The sequence below is a fragment of the Palleronia caenipelagi genome, from assembly GCF_007004065.1.
Lineage (GTDB): Bacteria > Pseudomonadota > Alphaproteobacteria > Rhodobacterales > Rhodobacteraceae > Palleronia > Palleronia caenipelagi.
This window is the reverse complement of record NZ_VFSV01000030.1, coordinates 1-15,141: the sequence shown is the minus strand read 5'-3', so window position 1 is coordinate 15,141 and position 15,141 is coordinate 1. Positions and strand designations below refer to the sequence as shown.

The following is a 15,141-nucleotide window of genomic DNA, read 5'->3' as shown; positions in this document are numbered from 1 at the left end:
GCTTCGTGGATCATTTCGCGCGGTCATTGCCCGGGATGTGTCATCCCAGTGGCCGGTCGTCAAAGCAGCTGATCACATCCGCAAAATACCGACGTCAGAGCCGATGGGACGGGCCTCGGCGTCAAGTCTCCAAATTCTGAGAACGCCCCGGCTAGCTCTGAGCTCCCATCGCGGCCAATGTGTGTTGCAAACCGTTCAGAACATGCGCTTCCAGAACGGCTGCAGCTGTTGCGGTATCCCGGGCCAATGCGGCTTCAAACATCTTGCGATGTTCTTCTGCCGCATCTTCGCCACGATAGGTCAGGACAAGCATCTGATACCTGAGATATTTCTCGTAGAGCCGCGCATGGAGCGCCAGGAGGTTACTGGATTTACAGGCCCGGATCAGCGTCTCGTGAAATTCCCAGTCATAGCGCTTCCACTGCACTTTCTCGCTCTCGTCGCCGGAGAGCATCTTCTGCTCCATCAGACGCAGTTTGTGATAGGCTGCGACCAGATCGCCTTCCCATTCCGTGTCCCCGTTCTGGATCGAGAGGGTCAGGGCGTGGGTCTCAAGTAACACCCTCAGTTCAGCGATCTCCGTCAGATCCTCGGGCGAGACCGGCGCGACGAGAAAGCCGCGCTGTTCCGGGGCTTCGACAAACCCGGCGCTGACCAGCCGACTCAGGGCCTCGCGCAAAGTCGACGGGCTGGTGTCATAGCGCTCTTTCAGATCGGTCAGCTTCAGTTTTCGACCGGGCGTCAGGGCGCCGGAGATAATATCTTGCTTGATTCGCTGATAGGTGCTCGCCCCAATCGTTCTGGCCGGCTCATCCATGAAAACGTCCGCTGTTTCGGGTTTCTGCATATGATTAGCATAGGGCGGCCCCATCCTCAATCGAACGGTTTATGGGCGATTCCAGAAAATATCGGATATTATTGCCATTACCGATGATCCTTGGTATTAAGCCAGCAACAGAGGCCATCCCTGCGCAAGCTTGTTGCCGGGGCCGAGGGGCGAGGAGAAATCGTGTCGCAATCCTTGAAATTAGCGATCGCGGGGGTGGGCCTGATCGGCAAACGCCATGCTGCCGCGATGGAGCATATGCGCGATGTCAGCCTGTCGGCTGTGGTCGATCCCTCGGAAGCCGGACGAGCCTTTGCTGTGCGGCGAGGGCTGCCCTGTTTTGACACACTCGAAGCGTTGTTCACAGCCGAAACGGTGGACGGCGTCATCATTGCAACGCCCACGTTGCTGCATGCGGAGATGGGTTCGGCCTGTGTGACGGCAGGAATTCCGGCGCTGATCGAGAAGCCTCTGACCACCCGCGCCGAGGATGCGCTGGCGCTGGTCCGGGCCTCTGAGGCGCGCGGCGTGCCGCTGCTGGTCGGTCACCATCGCCGGCACAATCCCTTGATCCAAAAGGCGCGCGAAGTCATCGATGCCGGACGGATCGGTGATGTGCGCGCCATCCATGCGACCTGCTGGTTTCACAAGCCTGACGACTACTTCGACGCGGCACCCTGGCGCAAAAAATTCGGGGCGGGTCCGATTTCGGTCAATCTGGTCCATGACGTGGACCTGATCCGCTATCTCTGTGGCGATGTGGTCAGCGTGCAGGGGCAGGCGGCTCCGTCACGCCGGGGTTATGAGAATGAGGACGTGGCGGCGGCGGTGCTTCGGTTCGAGAGTGGCGCTATCGGGACGATCACCGTCTCCGACAGCATCGCGTCGCCCTGGAGTTGGGAGCTGACTTCGGGCGAGAACCCCATTTACCCGGCGACGCAAGAGAGTTGCTATATGATCGGCGGGAGCACCGGAGCCATTTCGGTGCCCGACCTGCGGGTCTGGTCGCACACGGGAGAGCGCCCGGACTGGTGGAGCGATATCGCGGCGACCTCGCTGGTTCGAGAGAACTCCGACCCTCTGATCAATCAGATCCGCCACTTTGCAGAGGTGATCCGCGGGGAGGCTCAGCCACTGGTCAGCGGACGCGAGGGCCTGCGCACTATGCAAGTGCTCGAAGCTCTGCAAACCGCTTGTCTGACCGGCACGGGGGTGACCATCACCGCGCTCGACCTGCCGGAAAGGGAAAAAACCTTGCAGTTTACCGGATAGAATATCCGATATTTTGCAAAACATATTGCAAAAAGTGAAATGGCTGGTCTAATCTTCAGTCAAAAGCGACGAATGGATCATACAGGGAGGATACCATGATCTCGAAATTTACCCGCCGCGCGACGCTCTCGCTCATGATGGCTGCAGGCACGCTGGCGCTGGGTGCTGGCAGTGCATTTGCGGAGGACAAGATCCAGCTGCGTCTGGCCACGTCCGGCTCCGATACCGACCAGCGGTCCGTCGCCATGGCGGAGGTCTTCGCCCCCATGGTTGCCGAATTTGCAGATTACGAGCCCAGCTATAACGGTACTATCTTTGCCCAGGGCACCGAGCTTGACGCGATCAGCCGGGGCAATCTGGAGATGTCGATCACCTCGGCGCAGGAGCTGGCACAGTTTTTCCCCGAGTTTTCGATCTTCGCGACGGGTTACGTACATCAGGATGCGGCCCATCAGGTTGCCGTCTTCAATGACGAGCTGATGGAGCCGTTCAAGCAGAAGACTGAGGACGAACTCGGGGTGAAGCTGCTCTCGGTCATGTATCTGGGCCGTCGCCAGCTCAACCTGCGCGCCCCCAAGGACGAACTGACCGTCATGACTCCTGAGGACATGGCCGGGGTGAACCTGCGGATGCCGGGCACCGATGCGTGGCAGTTCCTCGGCAAGGCGCTGGGCGCGTCTCCGACCCCGATGGCCTTCGCTGAGGTCTATACGGGCCTGTCCACCGGCTCCATCGACGGTCAGGATAACCCGCTGCCCACCACCGTGGATATGAAATTCTATGAGGTGACCAAGCAGATCGTGCTGACCTCCCATCTGGTTGACCTCAACTACATCGCGATCTCCAAGGCGACCTGGGACGGCATGACCCCGGAGCAGCAAGAGACGGTTCAGAAAGCCGCCGATGCCGCCGCAGAAGCCGGTCGCCAGAAGCAGTTGCAGCTCGAAGATGAGCTGGGCGCGTTCCTCAAGGAACAGGGTCTCGAAATCTACGAACCCGACGTGGCTGCGTTCCGTGAGACGGTTCAGAACGCCTATAAGGGCAGCGAGTTTGCGGCGAGCTGGCCCGAGGGTGTCCTCGAAAAAATCAACGCTCTGGGCAACTAATCCCATCTCCCTCCCGGCCGGTCATCGGCCGGGAGCACTTTTTCCAGACATCGCGGGAGGAGCCGATGAGAGCGTTTCTGAGCGGGCTGTCCCGCGTGGCCGAAATCATTGCCGGAAGCATGCTGGCGGCCATTTTCGTGATCTTCATGTATCAGATCATCCTGCGGTATTTCTTTGAACCCGCTGGATGGACGCTGGAGCTGATCGGCATTCTCTGGGTCTGGGTGATCTTTTTTTCCTGCGCCTTCGTTGTCCGAGACCGCGATCAGGTGAAATTCGACATCCTCTACCTCGCCTGCCCGCGTCCGGTGCGCCGGGTGATGACGCTGATCTCTGCGGCGGCGGTGGTCGGGTTGATGCTCTACGCGTTCCTGCCCACCTGGGATTACATTGACTGGATGAAGATCCGCAAAACCACCACGGTGCGCAACCCGTTCACGGACCAGAAGATCCCGCTGCGCGACGTGTTCTCGATCTACGCGGTGTTCATGCTGGCGCTGATCGTCCGCTACACGTGGATGTTCATCGACACCTGGCGCAACGGTCCCCCGAAAACCGAAATCGAGCTCGTCGTGGATGAGTTGCACGCGCAGGAGTCTGCAAAATGAGCTTCGAGCTGCTGTCCTGCCTGATCACGCTGTTCTTCCTCGCCGGGATCGGGACGCCGATCGGCTATGCGATCGGCCTCGCCTCGATCGTCTATCTCGGTCTCGCGGGAATGGATATTTCGCTCGCCGCCGAGAAGATCCTGCAAGGCTTCTACAAGAGCACCATCCTGCTCGCCGTGCCGCTCTTCATCGTCGCCGCCAACATCATGAACGCGGGCTCGATCACCGACCGGCTGCTGAATTTCTGTGTCGCCGCCGTGGGCCGCTTCAAGGGCGGGCTGGGGCATGTGAATGTGGTCTCGTCCCTGATCTTCTCCGGCATGTCCGGATCGGCCGTCGCGGATGCGGCCGGCATCGGCAAAATCATCATCGAAATGATGACCAAGGGCGGGCGTTATCCGCGCGGGTATGCCGCCGCGATCACCGCGGCGTCGGCCACCATCGGCCCAATCATTCCGCCCTCGATCCCCATGGTGCTCTATGCGCTGGTCTCAAAGGCCTCTATCGGCGCGCTGTTCCTCGCGGGGATCGTGCCGGGCCTTCTGATGGGGGTCGTGCTCATGGCGATGAATAGCTACATGGCCGCCCGCCGGGGCTTTGCCATCGAAGAGCCGGTGCCGCTGAAGGAGCTGCCCCGCAAGACCGCCAACGCGTTCCCGGCGTTGCTGATGCCGGTGATCCTGCTTTACGGGATCTACGGGGGTGTCACGACCCCGACCGAAGCTGCCGCCGTCGCCGCGTTCTACGCATTGTTGCTGGCGGTGCTGTTCTACCGTGCCCTGTCCCTGCGCGGCCTCTTTCGGGTCTTTGTGGACAGCGCGCGCTCTTCCGCAGCGGTCGGTGTGGTGATCGGCGGGGCGTTCATCCTGAACTTCATCGTCATCTCCGAGCAGATCCCACAAGCGATCTCCGCCGTGCTCGAAGGCTCTGACATTGGCCCCATCGCCTTCCTTCTGATGGTCAATGCGCTGATTCTGCTCCTCGGCTGTATCCTTGACGCGACCACGATCATCCTCGTCATCGTGCCGCTCTTCATCCCGAGCTGTCAGGCGCTTGGCATCAATCTCGTGCATTTCGGCGTACTGGTGGTGGTGAACTCCATGATCGGCCTGATAACACCGCCCTACGGCATCCTGCTTTTCGTCATCAACGCGGTGACGGGCATCCCGCTCAAGGAGATCATCCATGAGGTCTGGGCCTTCCTCGCGGTGTTGGTCGTGGCGCTGCTTGTCATGATGTTCTCGCCGGATCTGGTGCTCTGGCTGCCGCGCCTTCTGGGGTATCAGGGCTGATGTCGCTGACCATCTCCACCACCTCGATCCCCGGCGATCTGGCGACGAAGCTGCGCGCCATCTCCGGGGCGGGGTTCACCGGGGTTGAACTGCACGAGCCGGATTTTACCGCCTGGCACGGCACGGCGAAGGAGCTGCGGGCGCTGGTGGAGGAGCTCGGGCTGACGATCCATTTGCTCAAGCCGTTCCACGACTTAGAGGGGCTATCGGGTCAGGCGCGGGACCGCGCCTTTGCCCGGCTGGAGCGAAAATTCGATCTGATGGAGGCTCTGGGGATCGGGCTTTTGCTGATCGGTGCGTCGTCGGAGCCGGTCAGTTCCGCCGATGACACGGTCATCGCCGCCGATCTGGCGGAGGCGGCGGAAAGGGCGGCTCAGCGGGGGCTGCGGCTGGCCTATCTGGCGCTGCCATGGGCGGCCCATGTGACCCACGACACGCACGCTCTGGCGCTGGTCGAGCGGGTTGGCTCCGAGGCTCTGGGACTGGCGCTGAACAGCTATTTCTCTCTCGCCGACGGCACCAAGCCCGCCCATTACCGCGAAATTCCGGGGGACCGGCTGTTCCATGTCCAGCTCTCGGACGCGCCGGGCACGGGGCCGGAGATCCGCGCGCTCAAGCACCATTTCGGGTTGATGCCGGGGCAGGGCGTGCTGAACCTTGCCGCCTTCGTCCGGGTGCTTGCCCGCAGCGGCTATCGCGGCCCGTGGTCGGTGGCGCGTGTGAACGAGACCAGCCCCTTGCCCGGTTCAAGCCACATGGCGCGGGACGGCTACCGGGCGCTGGTCAACCTGCTCGACACCGTCGCGCGGAGTGAGCCGGAGCTGCCCCTGCCAATCCCGGATCTGCCCGACCGCGTAGAGGCGGCGGGGTTCGAGTTCATCGAGTTCGCCGCAGATGAGACAAGCGCGGCGGAGCTCACCGGGCTTTTGTCTGCCATGGGGTTCCGCATGGAGCGGCGGCATGTCTCGAAATCGGTTGAGCTGTGGCGGCAGGGTGCGATCAACATTCTGGTGAACACTGAGACCACCGGCTTTGCCCGCGATGCCTTTGAGCGCCACGGCCCCACCGTCTGCGACATGGCGCTGCGGGTGGGGGATGCGGATCAGACGGTGGCCCGCGCCACGGCTCTGGGCGCGCCGCGCTTCTCCCAGCCAGTGGCTACGGGCGAGCTTGATATCCCCGCTATCCGTGGCGTCGGCGGCAATGTGGTCCATTTCATCGACGAAAAGACCTCGCTCCTGAAGGTCTGGGATATCGACTTTCAGCCGGTGCCAAAAACCACTGCCACCCGACCGGCCGGGCTGCGGCGCATTGATCATGTGGCGCAGACCATGCGCCACGAGGATATGCAGAGCTGGCTGCTCTATTATCTGTCAACCTTCGACATGGCGAAGCTGCCCGGCGTGGATGTGGCCGATCCCTCTGGCGTGCTGCACTCGCAGGCCATTGAGACCCCCGAGGGCGAGGTGCGGCTGGTCTTGAACGGGGCTGAGGGCCGCCGCAGTTTCGCGGCGTCTTTCCTGTCCGGGGCCGAGGCCGGGGTGCAGCATATCGCCCTTTCGACCGACGATATCTTCGAAACCTCCGAGCGTCTGGCGGAGCGGCAGTTCCCCAGGCTGGAGATCTCGCCCAATTACTACGCCGATCTGGCCGCCCGCTATGCTCTCGACGGTGCGCTTGTGGCGCGGCTCGCAGCGGAGCAGATCCTCTATGCACGGCGCGGCGGGGCGGAGTTTTTCCAGATCTTCAGTCGCGCAATCTTCGGCGGGTTCTTCTTTGAAATTGTGGAGCGGCGCGGCGGCTACCGCGGCTATGGGGCGCGAAACGCCTCCGTCCGATTGGCCGCCCAGATACGCCACGCCCCGGAGACCTCTGACAAGGAAAGCGCATGAGCGATATCCCGACCGACGCCGAAGCCGTCTCCGGCTGGTGGCGCACCTCGATCATCGACATGGCGCCGGGCAAGATCGCCTTTCGCGGCCGTCCTGTCGAAGAGCTGATCGGCAATGTGAGCTTTGCTCAGATGATCTGGCTGATGACGCGGGGCGAACTGCCCGACGCGGGTCAGGCGGCTCTGCTGGAGGCCGCGCTGGTGGCGGGTGTCGATCACGGGCCTCAGGCGCCGTCCATCGCGGCGGCGCGGATGGCGGCGACCTGTGGGGTGGGCCTGAACAACGCGATGGCGACCGCCGTGAATATGCTGGGTGACGTGCACGGCGGGGCGGGCGAGCAATGCGCGGAGCTCTATTACGGGATCGCCGCTCTGATGGATGCGGGAGCGGATCTCCCCCAAGCGGTGCCGAGTGGCCTCGATAACTGGCGGTCGCGCCACGGCAAGATAGTCTCCGGCTTTGGTCACCGCTTTCATAAACCCGTGGACCCGCGCGCCCCGCGTCTCATGGCGCTCGTGCGAGAGGCGGCGGAGGCGGGCGTGGTTTCGGGGCGCTTTGCCGAAATCGGCGAGACCGTGCAGGCGGAGCTGGCGCGGCAGCGGGGCGGGCGCCCCATCGCGATGAATATCGACGGCGCCACAGCGGTGATTTTTTGCGAGCTGGGCTTTGAGGCGCCCCTGTCGCGCGGGCTGTTCTGTCTCAGCCGTTCGGTGGGTGTGCTCGCACATGCCTGGGAGCAAACCCAACAGGGGGGCCGGAACAAGGGCCCCATGCCGCCGAAATTCCTGCCACGTTATGAGGGTGAGTGACCTTTCCCCGAGACCGCGCTGCATGACCCCGCCCCTGAGGCGGGGTTTTTTGTGGAATTTGGCTCTCTGAGCTTCAGCAAACTTATCCGTTGATGTTTTCTATAATATCGGATATTTTTTAACACGTCGGATGAAGGTCCGACTCGCCTGCATTCGGAGCCGCCCATGTCAGATCCCACCGAGACGCCCCCCGGAGAGCCGTTGTTCTCGCTGGCGCATCTCACATTGATTGGCGCGACCCCGGCGGAGCTGGTCTATATCGCCGCCCGGGCGGGGTATGACGCGGTCAGCCCGCGGCTCATTCAGATGAATGTGGACGGGGAGTTCACGCCGTCGCCGCTGGACGATGCACAAGTGCAGGCCACCCGCACCGCGCTGGCGACCACTGGGCTGAAAGTGCTCGACATAGAGCTGGCTAGGATCACCGAGGATGTGGACCCGCGCAGTTTTGAGCCCGCGCTGGCGCTCGGCTCCGAAATCGGAGCGCGGCGGATGATCATGTCCGCCTGGACCCCCACCCGCGACGACCGTAATTTTCTGATCGACGTCTACGGCGAGACCTGTGACATCGCGGCCAGATACGGGCTGACGGTCGATCTGGAATTCCCGTCGTTCTCTCGTCTGCGCACCCTGGACGAAACGCTGGACATCGTCCGTGCCGCCGACCGCCCCAATGGCGGGATCCTCGTCGATACACTCTATCTGCATCTCAGCCGCGTCGATCTGGGCGAGCTTCTGCATGTCCCCGCCGATCTGATCCATTTCCTGCATATCTCCGACTGCCTGCCCGGCATTGCCGATACCCGCGCCGGGATGATCCAGCTCGCCCGCGACGCAAGGCTGTATCCGGGCGAAGGGTGGATAGACTTTACCGGCATCATCGAACGCCTGCCCCCCGTGGATTACTGCATCGAGCTGCCGAACCAGAGCCGGGTGGCGGAGCTGGGCTATGAAGAACACGCCCGCCGTTGCCTGCAACATGCCAAACGCACTTTCGGCGACGCGCGCTCCCAGCGCCGCCTGCCGACACCCGCTGAATTTCCGAAAAATGAGGACCATCATGGGCAAAGAGCTCACTGACGAAGACCGCGCGCTGGCCGCTGACATGCTGACGCGCGCCCGCGCGGCCATGGCCGGAATCGAAGACTGGTCACAGGACCGGCTGGACCGGTTGAGCCAAGCCATCGCCTGGTATGCGGGCAACGAAGAGACCTTTGGCCGGTTGGCGCGTCAGGGGGTGGATGAAAGCGGCATCGGCGACCGTGAGGGTCGCGTGGGTAAGCGGTTCAAGATCCAGATGGTCCTGCGCGACGTGCTGCGCACCCCCTCGACCGGGATCGTCGAGGTGGATGAGGCGCGCGGTCTGATGAAATACGCGAAACCCGCCGGGGTCATCGCCTCGCTCATCCCCATGACCAATCCGGCGATGACACCTCCGGTCACCGGCGTTTCGGCGGCCAATGCGCGCAATGCGGTGATCTTTTCGCCCCATCCACGCACCGCACAGACCACTTGGGAGATGACGGAGGTCATGCGCACCGCCTGTCGCGCCGCAGGGGCGCCCGAAGATCTGTTCCAATGCGTGCGCAAGCCGTCGATCCCGCTGACCCAGCACCTGATGGAGATCTGCGACCTGACCCTTGCCACAGGGGGCAAGCCCATGGTCAAGGCCGCCTATTCCTCCGGAAAACCCGCCTATGGGGTCGGCGCGGGCAACAGCTCGATTGTCATTGATGAGACGGCGGATATCGACATCGCCGCCCGGAACACGCGGGTTTCCAAGACCTCCGATTTCGGGTCGGGGTGCTCGGCGGATGGCAATATCATTATCCAGCGCTCCATCTACGATCAGATGGTCAAGGCGCTCGAGGCCGAGGGCGGCTATCTGTGCTCGGCGGAGGAAAAAGCTCTGCTGGAGACGGCCATGTGGGACGCGAAAGGCAACCGCACCTTCCCCACCATCGCCTGTCGTCCACAGCAGACCGCCGAGGTGGCCGGGTTTTCCATCCCCGAGGATCGCAAATTCCTGATGGTGGAAAATCAGGACCAGATCGGGCCGGAGCACAAGTTCTCCAAGGAGAAGCTCACCACGCTCATGGCGCTGTATCACTTCGAGACCTTTGACGACGCGCTGGAGACGGTGAGCCGGATCTACGCGGTGGGCGGCAAGGGCCATTCCTGCGGGATCTACAGCCATAATGATGAGAATATCGACCGTCTGGCCCGACTCGCGCCGGTCAGCCGGATGATGGTCCGCCAGCCCCAGTCCAAAGCCAATGCGGGTGCCTGGACCAATGGGATGCCGATGACCTCCAGCCTCGGCTGCGGGATCTGGGGGGGCAATATCACCAATGAAAACGTCACCATGAAACACATGATGAACTACACTTGGGTCAGCCGACCCATCCCCGAAGACCGACCCTCAGAAGCGGAGTTATTCGGGGAATTCTACGGGAAGGAGATCGCGTGATGGACGGCAGCACAGTCACCGGCAAGACCGTTGCCGAACATCTGGTGGACTATCTGGAGAGGCGCGGTGTCGAACATGTGTTCGGTCTCTGCGGCCATACCAATATCGCCGTTCTCGCGGCGCTGGCCGAGAGCCCCATCGACTTCGTCACCGTACGCCATGAGCAGATCGCCAGCCACGCGGCGGATGGCTATGCGCGGGTGATGGGCAAGGCTTCCGTCGTCCTGTCGCACCTCTCTCCGGGGCTGACCAACTGCGCCACCGGCGTCGCCAACGCTGCGCTGGACTGCATCCCGATGGTGGTGATCGCGGGCGATATTCCGACCCACTACTACGGCAAGCATCCCCATCAGGAGGTGAACCTGCACGCCGATGCGGCCCAGTGGGAGATCTACCGCCCCTTCGTGAAACGGGCGTGGCGCGTGGATCGGGCGGAACTGATGGCGGAGATCCTCGAAAAGGCATTTCAGCTCGCCGAGAGTGGCCAGCCCGGCCCGGTGTTGGTGAACGTGCCAATGGATATCTTTTCTCAGGTGATCCCTTCCGACAGTTTCGACCGCCTCCGGGGCAACACGCGCGCGTTGAAAAAGCCGTCTCTCGATGATGAGACCGCCCGCGAGATCGTCTCCGCGCTGGCCGGGGCGGAGCGTCCTGTGGTCTATGTGGGCGGTGGCATTCTGCTGGCGCAGGCCAGCGAGGCTCTGCGGGAATTCGTGGAGCATATGGGCCTGCCCGTCGCTCATTCCCTGATGGGGAAGGGTGCGCTCAGGGACGATCATCCGCTGGTCATGGGCATGACCGGGTTCTGGGGGACGTCGCTGGTCAATCAGGCGTGCCTGAATGCTGATTGGGTCTTTGCCGTCGGCACCCGGTTCAAGGAGGCCGATTGCTCCAGCTGGTATCCCGGCTACACCTTCAATATCGGGGCAGAGGGCCACGATACGAAGGTCATCCATATCGACATCGAGCCACAGGAAATTGGCCGCAATTACCCCACCGAGATCGGGGCCGTGGCCGATGCCAAGGCCGCGCTGCGGGTCCTGACCCGTGTGGCGCGGGAGATGTATCCCGATGGGTTCGACCGGTCAGAGAAGGTCACCGAGATCGCCGAATTCCGCACAGCCTTTAAGGCCCGTAACGAGGAGATGGCGACCTCCGACGCTTTCCCGATGATGCCCGAACGCATCCTCGCCGACACGCGCAAGGCCCTGCCCGATGACGCGATCATCACCACCGATGTGGGCTGGAACAAAAACGGCGTCGGGCAGCAATTCGACATCCTGACGCCGGGCTCGATCCTGACGCCGGGCGGGTTTGCGACCATGGGTTTCGGCCCTCCCGCAGCTATCGGTGCGAAAATGGCCGCACCGGATCGGGTGGTGCTGAGCCTCGTCGGGGATGGCGGCTTTGGCCAGAACCCGTCGATGCTGGCCACTGCGGTGGAGCGGGGGCTGGGCATCATCTGGCTGGTGATGAACAACAACGCCTTCGGCACCATCGCTGGTCTGCAAAAGGCCCATTACGGCCTGACCTACGGAACGACCTTCCCTGGCACGGCCGCCGCGCCCACCAACGGTCCCGGCTATGCGGAGATTGCGCAGGCTTATGGCGCAGAGGGGGTTCGGGTGAGTTCGGCCGACGAACTCTTGCCCGCGCTCCAGGCGGCCATCGCCAGCGGCAAGCCCACTGTCATCGATGTGGCGATGATCAATAATCCAACTCCGACAACCGGGCATTGGAACATCTTGGACATCTACTCTCCGGATCGGGACGTCAGCCACGTGGCGACCTGAAATGCATCGGTTGGCGGTATGTGGCAGATAATGTGAAAAGCTCTCGCTTGATCGGAACATAATTCGCTGATCCGCGTCTGCGGTGCCGGGTTTCCATGGTTTGGCAGTCTTGCGCGTCGGGACGATCGCTGCGGCGCCACGCGCGGCGATGGCGTCGTGGCACTTGCGGGTGTCGAAGGCGCCATCGGCGGTGACGCGACCGATCTCTTGTTCGGGTGGGATCCGGTCGAGCAGTTCGGGCAGCATGGGGGCGTTACCTGTGTCGCTGGTGGTGAACTCGGCAGCCCGGATTTCCAGTGTTTTCCAGATCCCGATATGTATCCTGCGCCATACACGGCGTCTGGTGCCATCGTGTTTGCGCGCGTTCCATTCACCTTCGCCCCCGACCTTGAGGCCTGTGCTGTCGATCAGCAGGTGCAGTGGTCCGTCTGATCCTCGATACGGGATGTGGACCTGCAAGGTCTTCTGCCGACGTGAGAGCGTGCTGAAATCGGGCAAGACCCAGTCCAACCCACTTAGCCGCAGCAGGCTTTCGACGAACCCGGTCGTCTGCCTGAGCGCCATGCCGAACAGGAGTTTCAGGGTCAGGCAGGTCTGGATCGCGGCATCACTGTCGTCGGGCTGGCGACCACGCTTGCCGGTGGGCGTAGCTTCCCAGTTCATGGCGGGATCGATCCAGATCGTCAGCGAGCGTCGGCGCTTCAGCGCTGCGTTATAGGCAGGCCAATTCCTGGTCCTGTAGATAGGGGGATGGGTCTGCTCATGCAGATCAGCTACCACACTGGATTCACGAGATGAATCACTCATGGAATTTGTGCAACAGAGCCGATACGGCACTAAAAGCACATTCAAAATTGATATTATTGATCGGCTTGAGTCCGGGGCCTATGGCTTCGGCCTTGTTGGCGGCACAAGCAAAGAATGCCGCGATTGCAAATGTAGGGAAAGCGCACTTCTTGATATTTAATTCGCCGAAATTGAAGCACAGATCAAACAAACCATCATCTCAGATGACGAGATGTTCCAGACCGCCGAAATCCTGCGCTCTGTTTCAGCGACAGGCCCGGTTACAGTCGCAATGCTGATCGCGGAAATGCCTGAACCTGGACAGATTACAGGCGAACAAGCCGCCGCACTGACTGGACTTGCCCCCATCGCACATGACAGCGGCGCATTGCGCGGGAAACGCGCCATCGCAGGTGGGAGACGTTCTCTTCGTCATGTGATGTTCCAGGCCGCTCTGGTAGCCAGTCACCACAATCCAATCCTGAAAACATTCGCACAACGCCTTCAAACTGCAGGGAAGCCACACAAAGTCATTGTCACGGCCGTCGCGCGAAAGCTCGTCACAATCGCAAACGCGCTGTGCAAATCTCGCCAGAAATGGGCTTCTCAGCCAGATCGAGAAATACAGTTGCTAGGCTTATCCGGGTTTTGGCCGATTGGTCTTCCCCCACTGAAGTGGTCCTCCGCTATGTTCAGGAAAACGGAGGAAACAGATGGCAAACAAGCGACCAAAGCCGGAAGAGATTGTCACGAAGTTACGGCAGGTTGAGGTTCTGACGGGGCAAGGGATGCCGCGTCTGGATGCGATCCGCCAGATCGGCGTGACTGAACAGACGTTCTGCCGCTAGAAGAAAAAGTACGGTGGAATGGGCGCGGACCAATTGAAGGACCTGAAGCGTCTTCAGAAAGAAAATGAGCGCCTGCGCAAGGCCGTTTCTGATCTTACGCTGGACAAGCTCATTCTGGCGGAGGCCGCAAAGGGAAACTTCTGAGCCCCGCTCGTCGCCGTGCTTGCATTGATCGTGTTCGTGCAGAACTGAACGTTTCGGAACGTCGCGCGTGTCGCGTTCTGAGACAACACCGATCGACACCGCGTAAGGTGCCTGCTGGTCGTCCAGACGAAGAGCGCTTGGTGGCGGATATGATCGAGCTAACCCGGCAATATGGACGGTATGGCTATCGTCGGATTGCAGCACTGCTCAGAGATGCTGGCTGGCATGTGAACGACAAGCGCGTCGAAAGGCTGTGGCGACGAGAGGGGCTGAAAGTCCCAATGAAGCAACCAAAGAAGGGACGGCTCTGGCTGAATGATGGATCGTGTGTCCGATTGCGACCTGAGCATCCAAACCATGTTTGGTCATATGACTTCGTGCATTGCCGCACGGACGATGGGAAGGCGTACCGTACGCTCAACATCATTAGATTTTCAAAGGTCAGATCGGCCACGCAGTCTTTCAGAGCCATGGCCTCGGATGGCAACTCCGTCAACCCTAGCGATGACGCCTGACGCGCGGTGCCCCGGAAAGACGACGGTTGCCGGCCTGAAGAAACGCTCTCGAACAGCTATAATACAGGCTGTCAGAGGGCATCGTAAAGTTAACACCTTCGGATCAGAATGAACCAAATTATTGGGTGCTCAGGCCACTGCCAGTCCAGCGATCGCCGGCCATTCTTTCATGGTGGCTGCGCTGAGGTAGCGGAACTCAGGGGATGTCATCTCGTGGCGCGGGAGGTGGAACAGGTTGGCGATCGGATCGTGAATTGAAGCGAAGCGCTGTAGGTGAGCGGGCGACTTGAAGTCTTTCATGATCCGCTCCCTTCCTCGAATGGGCTGGTGTGAATTTTCAGCGCGATTGTTAATCCTCTTGTGTGAACGGTGCTCGACCCTCGGCGCGAGCTCCTTTTTCGCCGCCGGATAAGAACCCAGCTTGTTCGTGATCATCGCGCGTGAGGTGCCGTAGTGATCTTCGTGCCTGTCACCGGACAGCGGGGTACTTTACCCCTGTCCATGAGAGGAGCACGCCATGGGACAGCATCGACGGAAATACACGGATGAGTTCAAAGGTTAGATGCGCTGTGCGCCACTGGTTCAAACACCGCATCGAACGCGGTTGACCGGCTTCATGAGCCAGGCGCGACGCAGGGCAGCGTTGCGAGAGAGCTGGGGATCACCGGCACGCAGCTGAAAACCTGGCGGCTGGAGATCGAGGCCTTCGGCTCGATGGAAGCGAAACACCGCCAGAAGGCCGATGCCGCCGAGCTGGAGCGGCTGCGCAAGGAGAACAAG

At 61.5% G+C, this 15,141-nt stretch carries 13 protein-coding genes and 2 pseudogenes; 12 read left to right on the top strand and 3 right to left on the bottom strand.

Annotated features, from left to right (window positions below; translation table 11 throughout):
• Positions 1 to 151: 151 nt before the first annotated feature.
• Positions 152 to 817, bottom strand: coding sequence for a GntR family transcriptional regulator (locus tag FEV53_RS14470; protein ID WP_142835529.1), 666 nt, complete (start codon positions 815 to 817; stop codon positions 152 to 154).
• 192 nt (positions 818 to 1,009) lie between these two features.
• Here FEV53_RS14470 and FEV53_RS14465 point away from each other — a divergent pair, with 192 nt between their 5' ends.
• The 9 genes from FEV53_RS14465 (at position 1,010) to FEV53_RS14425 (ending at position 12,068) form a co-directional block, all read left to right on the top strand.
• On the top strand, positions 1,010 to 2,098 hold the full coding sequence (locus FEV53_RS14465) for a Gfo/Idh/MocA family protein (RefSeq protein ID WP_142835528.1): 1,089 nt from the start codon (positions 1,010 to 1,012) through the stop codon (positions 2,096 to 2,098).
• A 95-nt stretch (positions 2,099 to 2,193) separates the two neighbouring features.
• Positions 2,194 to 3,204: a TRAP transporter substrate-binding protein DctP gene (dctP, locus tag FEV53_RS14460; RefSeq protein ID WP_142835527.1), complete on the top strand. Its 1,011-nt coding sequence runs from the start codon at positions 2,194 to 2,196 to the stop codon at positions 3,202 to 3,204.
• Positions 3,205 to 3,269: 65 nt separating this feature from the next.
• Positions 3,270 to 3,812 carry a TRAP transporter small permease gene (locus tag FEV53_RS14455; protein WP_142835526.1) on the top strand — a complete coding sequence of 181 codons (543 nt, stop codon included), beginning with the start codon at positions 3,270 to 3,272 and terminating at the stop codon, positions 3,810 to 3,812.
• Positions 3,809 to 5,104, top strand: coding sequence for a TRAP transporter large permease (locus FEV53_RS14450; protein WP_142835525.1), 1,296 nt, complete (start codon positions 3,809 to 3,811; stop codon positions 5,102 to 5,104). The genes FEV53_RS14455 and FEV53_RS14450 overlap by 4 nt, the downstream gene beginning before the upstream one ends.
• Entirely contained in the window at positions 5,104 to 6,996 is a 1,893-nt protein-coding gene (locus FEV53_RS14445; RefSeq protein WP_142835524.1) for a bifunctional sugar phosphate isomerase/epimerase/4-hydroxyphenylpyruvate dioxygenase family protein, read from the top strand. The genes FEV53_RS14450 and FEV53_RS14445 overlap by 1 nt, the downstream gene beginning before the upstream one ends.
• On the top strand, positions 6,993 to 7,805 hold the full coding sequence (locus tag FEV53_RS14440) for a citryl-CoA lyase (protein ID WP_142835523.1): 813 nt from the start codon (positions 6,993 to 6,995) through the stop codon (positions 7,803 to 7,805). Before FEV53_RS14445 ends, FEV53_RS14440 begins: the two co-directional genes overlap by 4 nt.
• Positions 7,806 to 7,970: 165 nt before the next feature.
• The gene (locus FEV53_RS14435) at positions 7,971 to 8,885 is read left to right on the top strand and encodes a sugar phosphate isomerase/epimerase family protein (protein WP_142835522.1); all 915 of its coding nucleotides are present in this window, start codon (positions 7,971 to 7,973) and stop codon (positions 8,883 to 8,885) included.
• Positions 8,866 to 10,275, top strand: coding sequence for an aldehyde dehydrogenase family protein (locus FEV53_RS14430; protein ID WP_142835521.1), 1,410 nt, complete (start codon positions 8,866 to 8,868; stop codon positions 10,273 to 10,275). The genes FEV53_RS14435 and FEV53_RS14430 overlap by 20 nt, the downstream gene beginning before the upstream one ends.
• Positions 10,275 to 12,068 carry a thiamine pyrophosphate-binding protein gene (locus tag FEV53_RS14425; protein WP_142835520.1) on the top strand — a complete coding sequence of 598 codons (1,794 nt, stop codon included), beginning with the start codon at positions 10,275 to 10,277 and terminating at the stop codon, positions 12,066 to 12,068. Before FEV53_RS14430 ends, FEV53_RS14425 begins: the two co-directional genes overlap by 1 nt.
• A gap of 63 nt (positions 12,069 to 12,131) precedes the next feature.
• On the opposite strand, the pseudogene FEV53_RS14420 reads toward FEV53_RS14425, so the two are convergent.
• A pseudogene (locus FEV53_RS14420) lies at positions 12,132 to 12,832 on the bottom strand (IS5 family transposase); the annotation flags it as partial.
• 254 nt (positions 12,833 to 13,086) lie between these two features.
• On the opposite strand from FEV53_RS14420, the gene FEV53_RS14415 reads away from it, so the two are divergent.
• Together FEV53_RS14415 and FEV53_RS14410 are read left to right on the top strand one after the other, a co-directional pair.
• A complete protein-coding gene (locus FEV53_RS14415; RefSeq protein ID WP_142835519.1) occupies positions 13,087 to 13,623 on the top strand; it encodes a transposase in 537 nt (178 codons plus the stop codon).
• Positions 13,568 to 14,274: pseudogene (locus FEV53_RS14410) on the top strand (IS3 family transposase); the annotation flags it as partial. The gene FEV53_RS14415 and the pseudogene FEV53_RS14410, both read left to right, overlap by 56 nt.
• A gap of 216 nt (positions 14,275 to 14,490) precedes the next feature.
• Here FEV53_RS14410 and FEV53_RS14405 read toward each other — a convergent pair.
• On the bottom strand, positions 14,491 to 14,796 hold the full coding sequence (locus FEV53_RS14405; RefSeq protein WP_221931622.1) for a DDE-type integrase/transposase/recombinase: 306 nt from the start codon (positions 14,794 to 14,796) through the stop codon (positions 14,491 to 14,493).
• Positions 14,797 to 14,928: 132 nt separating this feature from the next.
• On the opposite strand from FEV53_RS14405, the gene FEV53_RS22125 reads away from it, so the two are divergent.
• The coding region (locus FEV53_RS22125; RefSeq protein ID WP_142835137.1) for a transposase at positions 14,929 to 15,141 on the top strand (213 nt) is incomplete at its 3' end.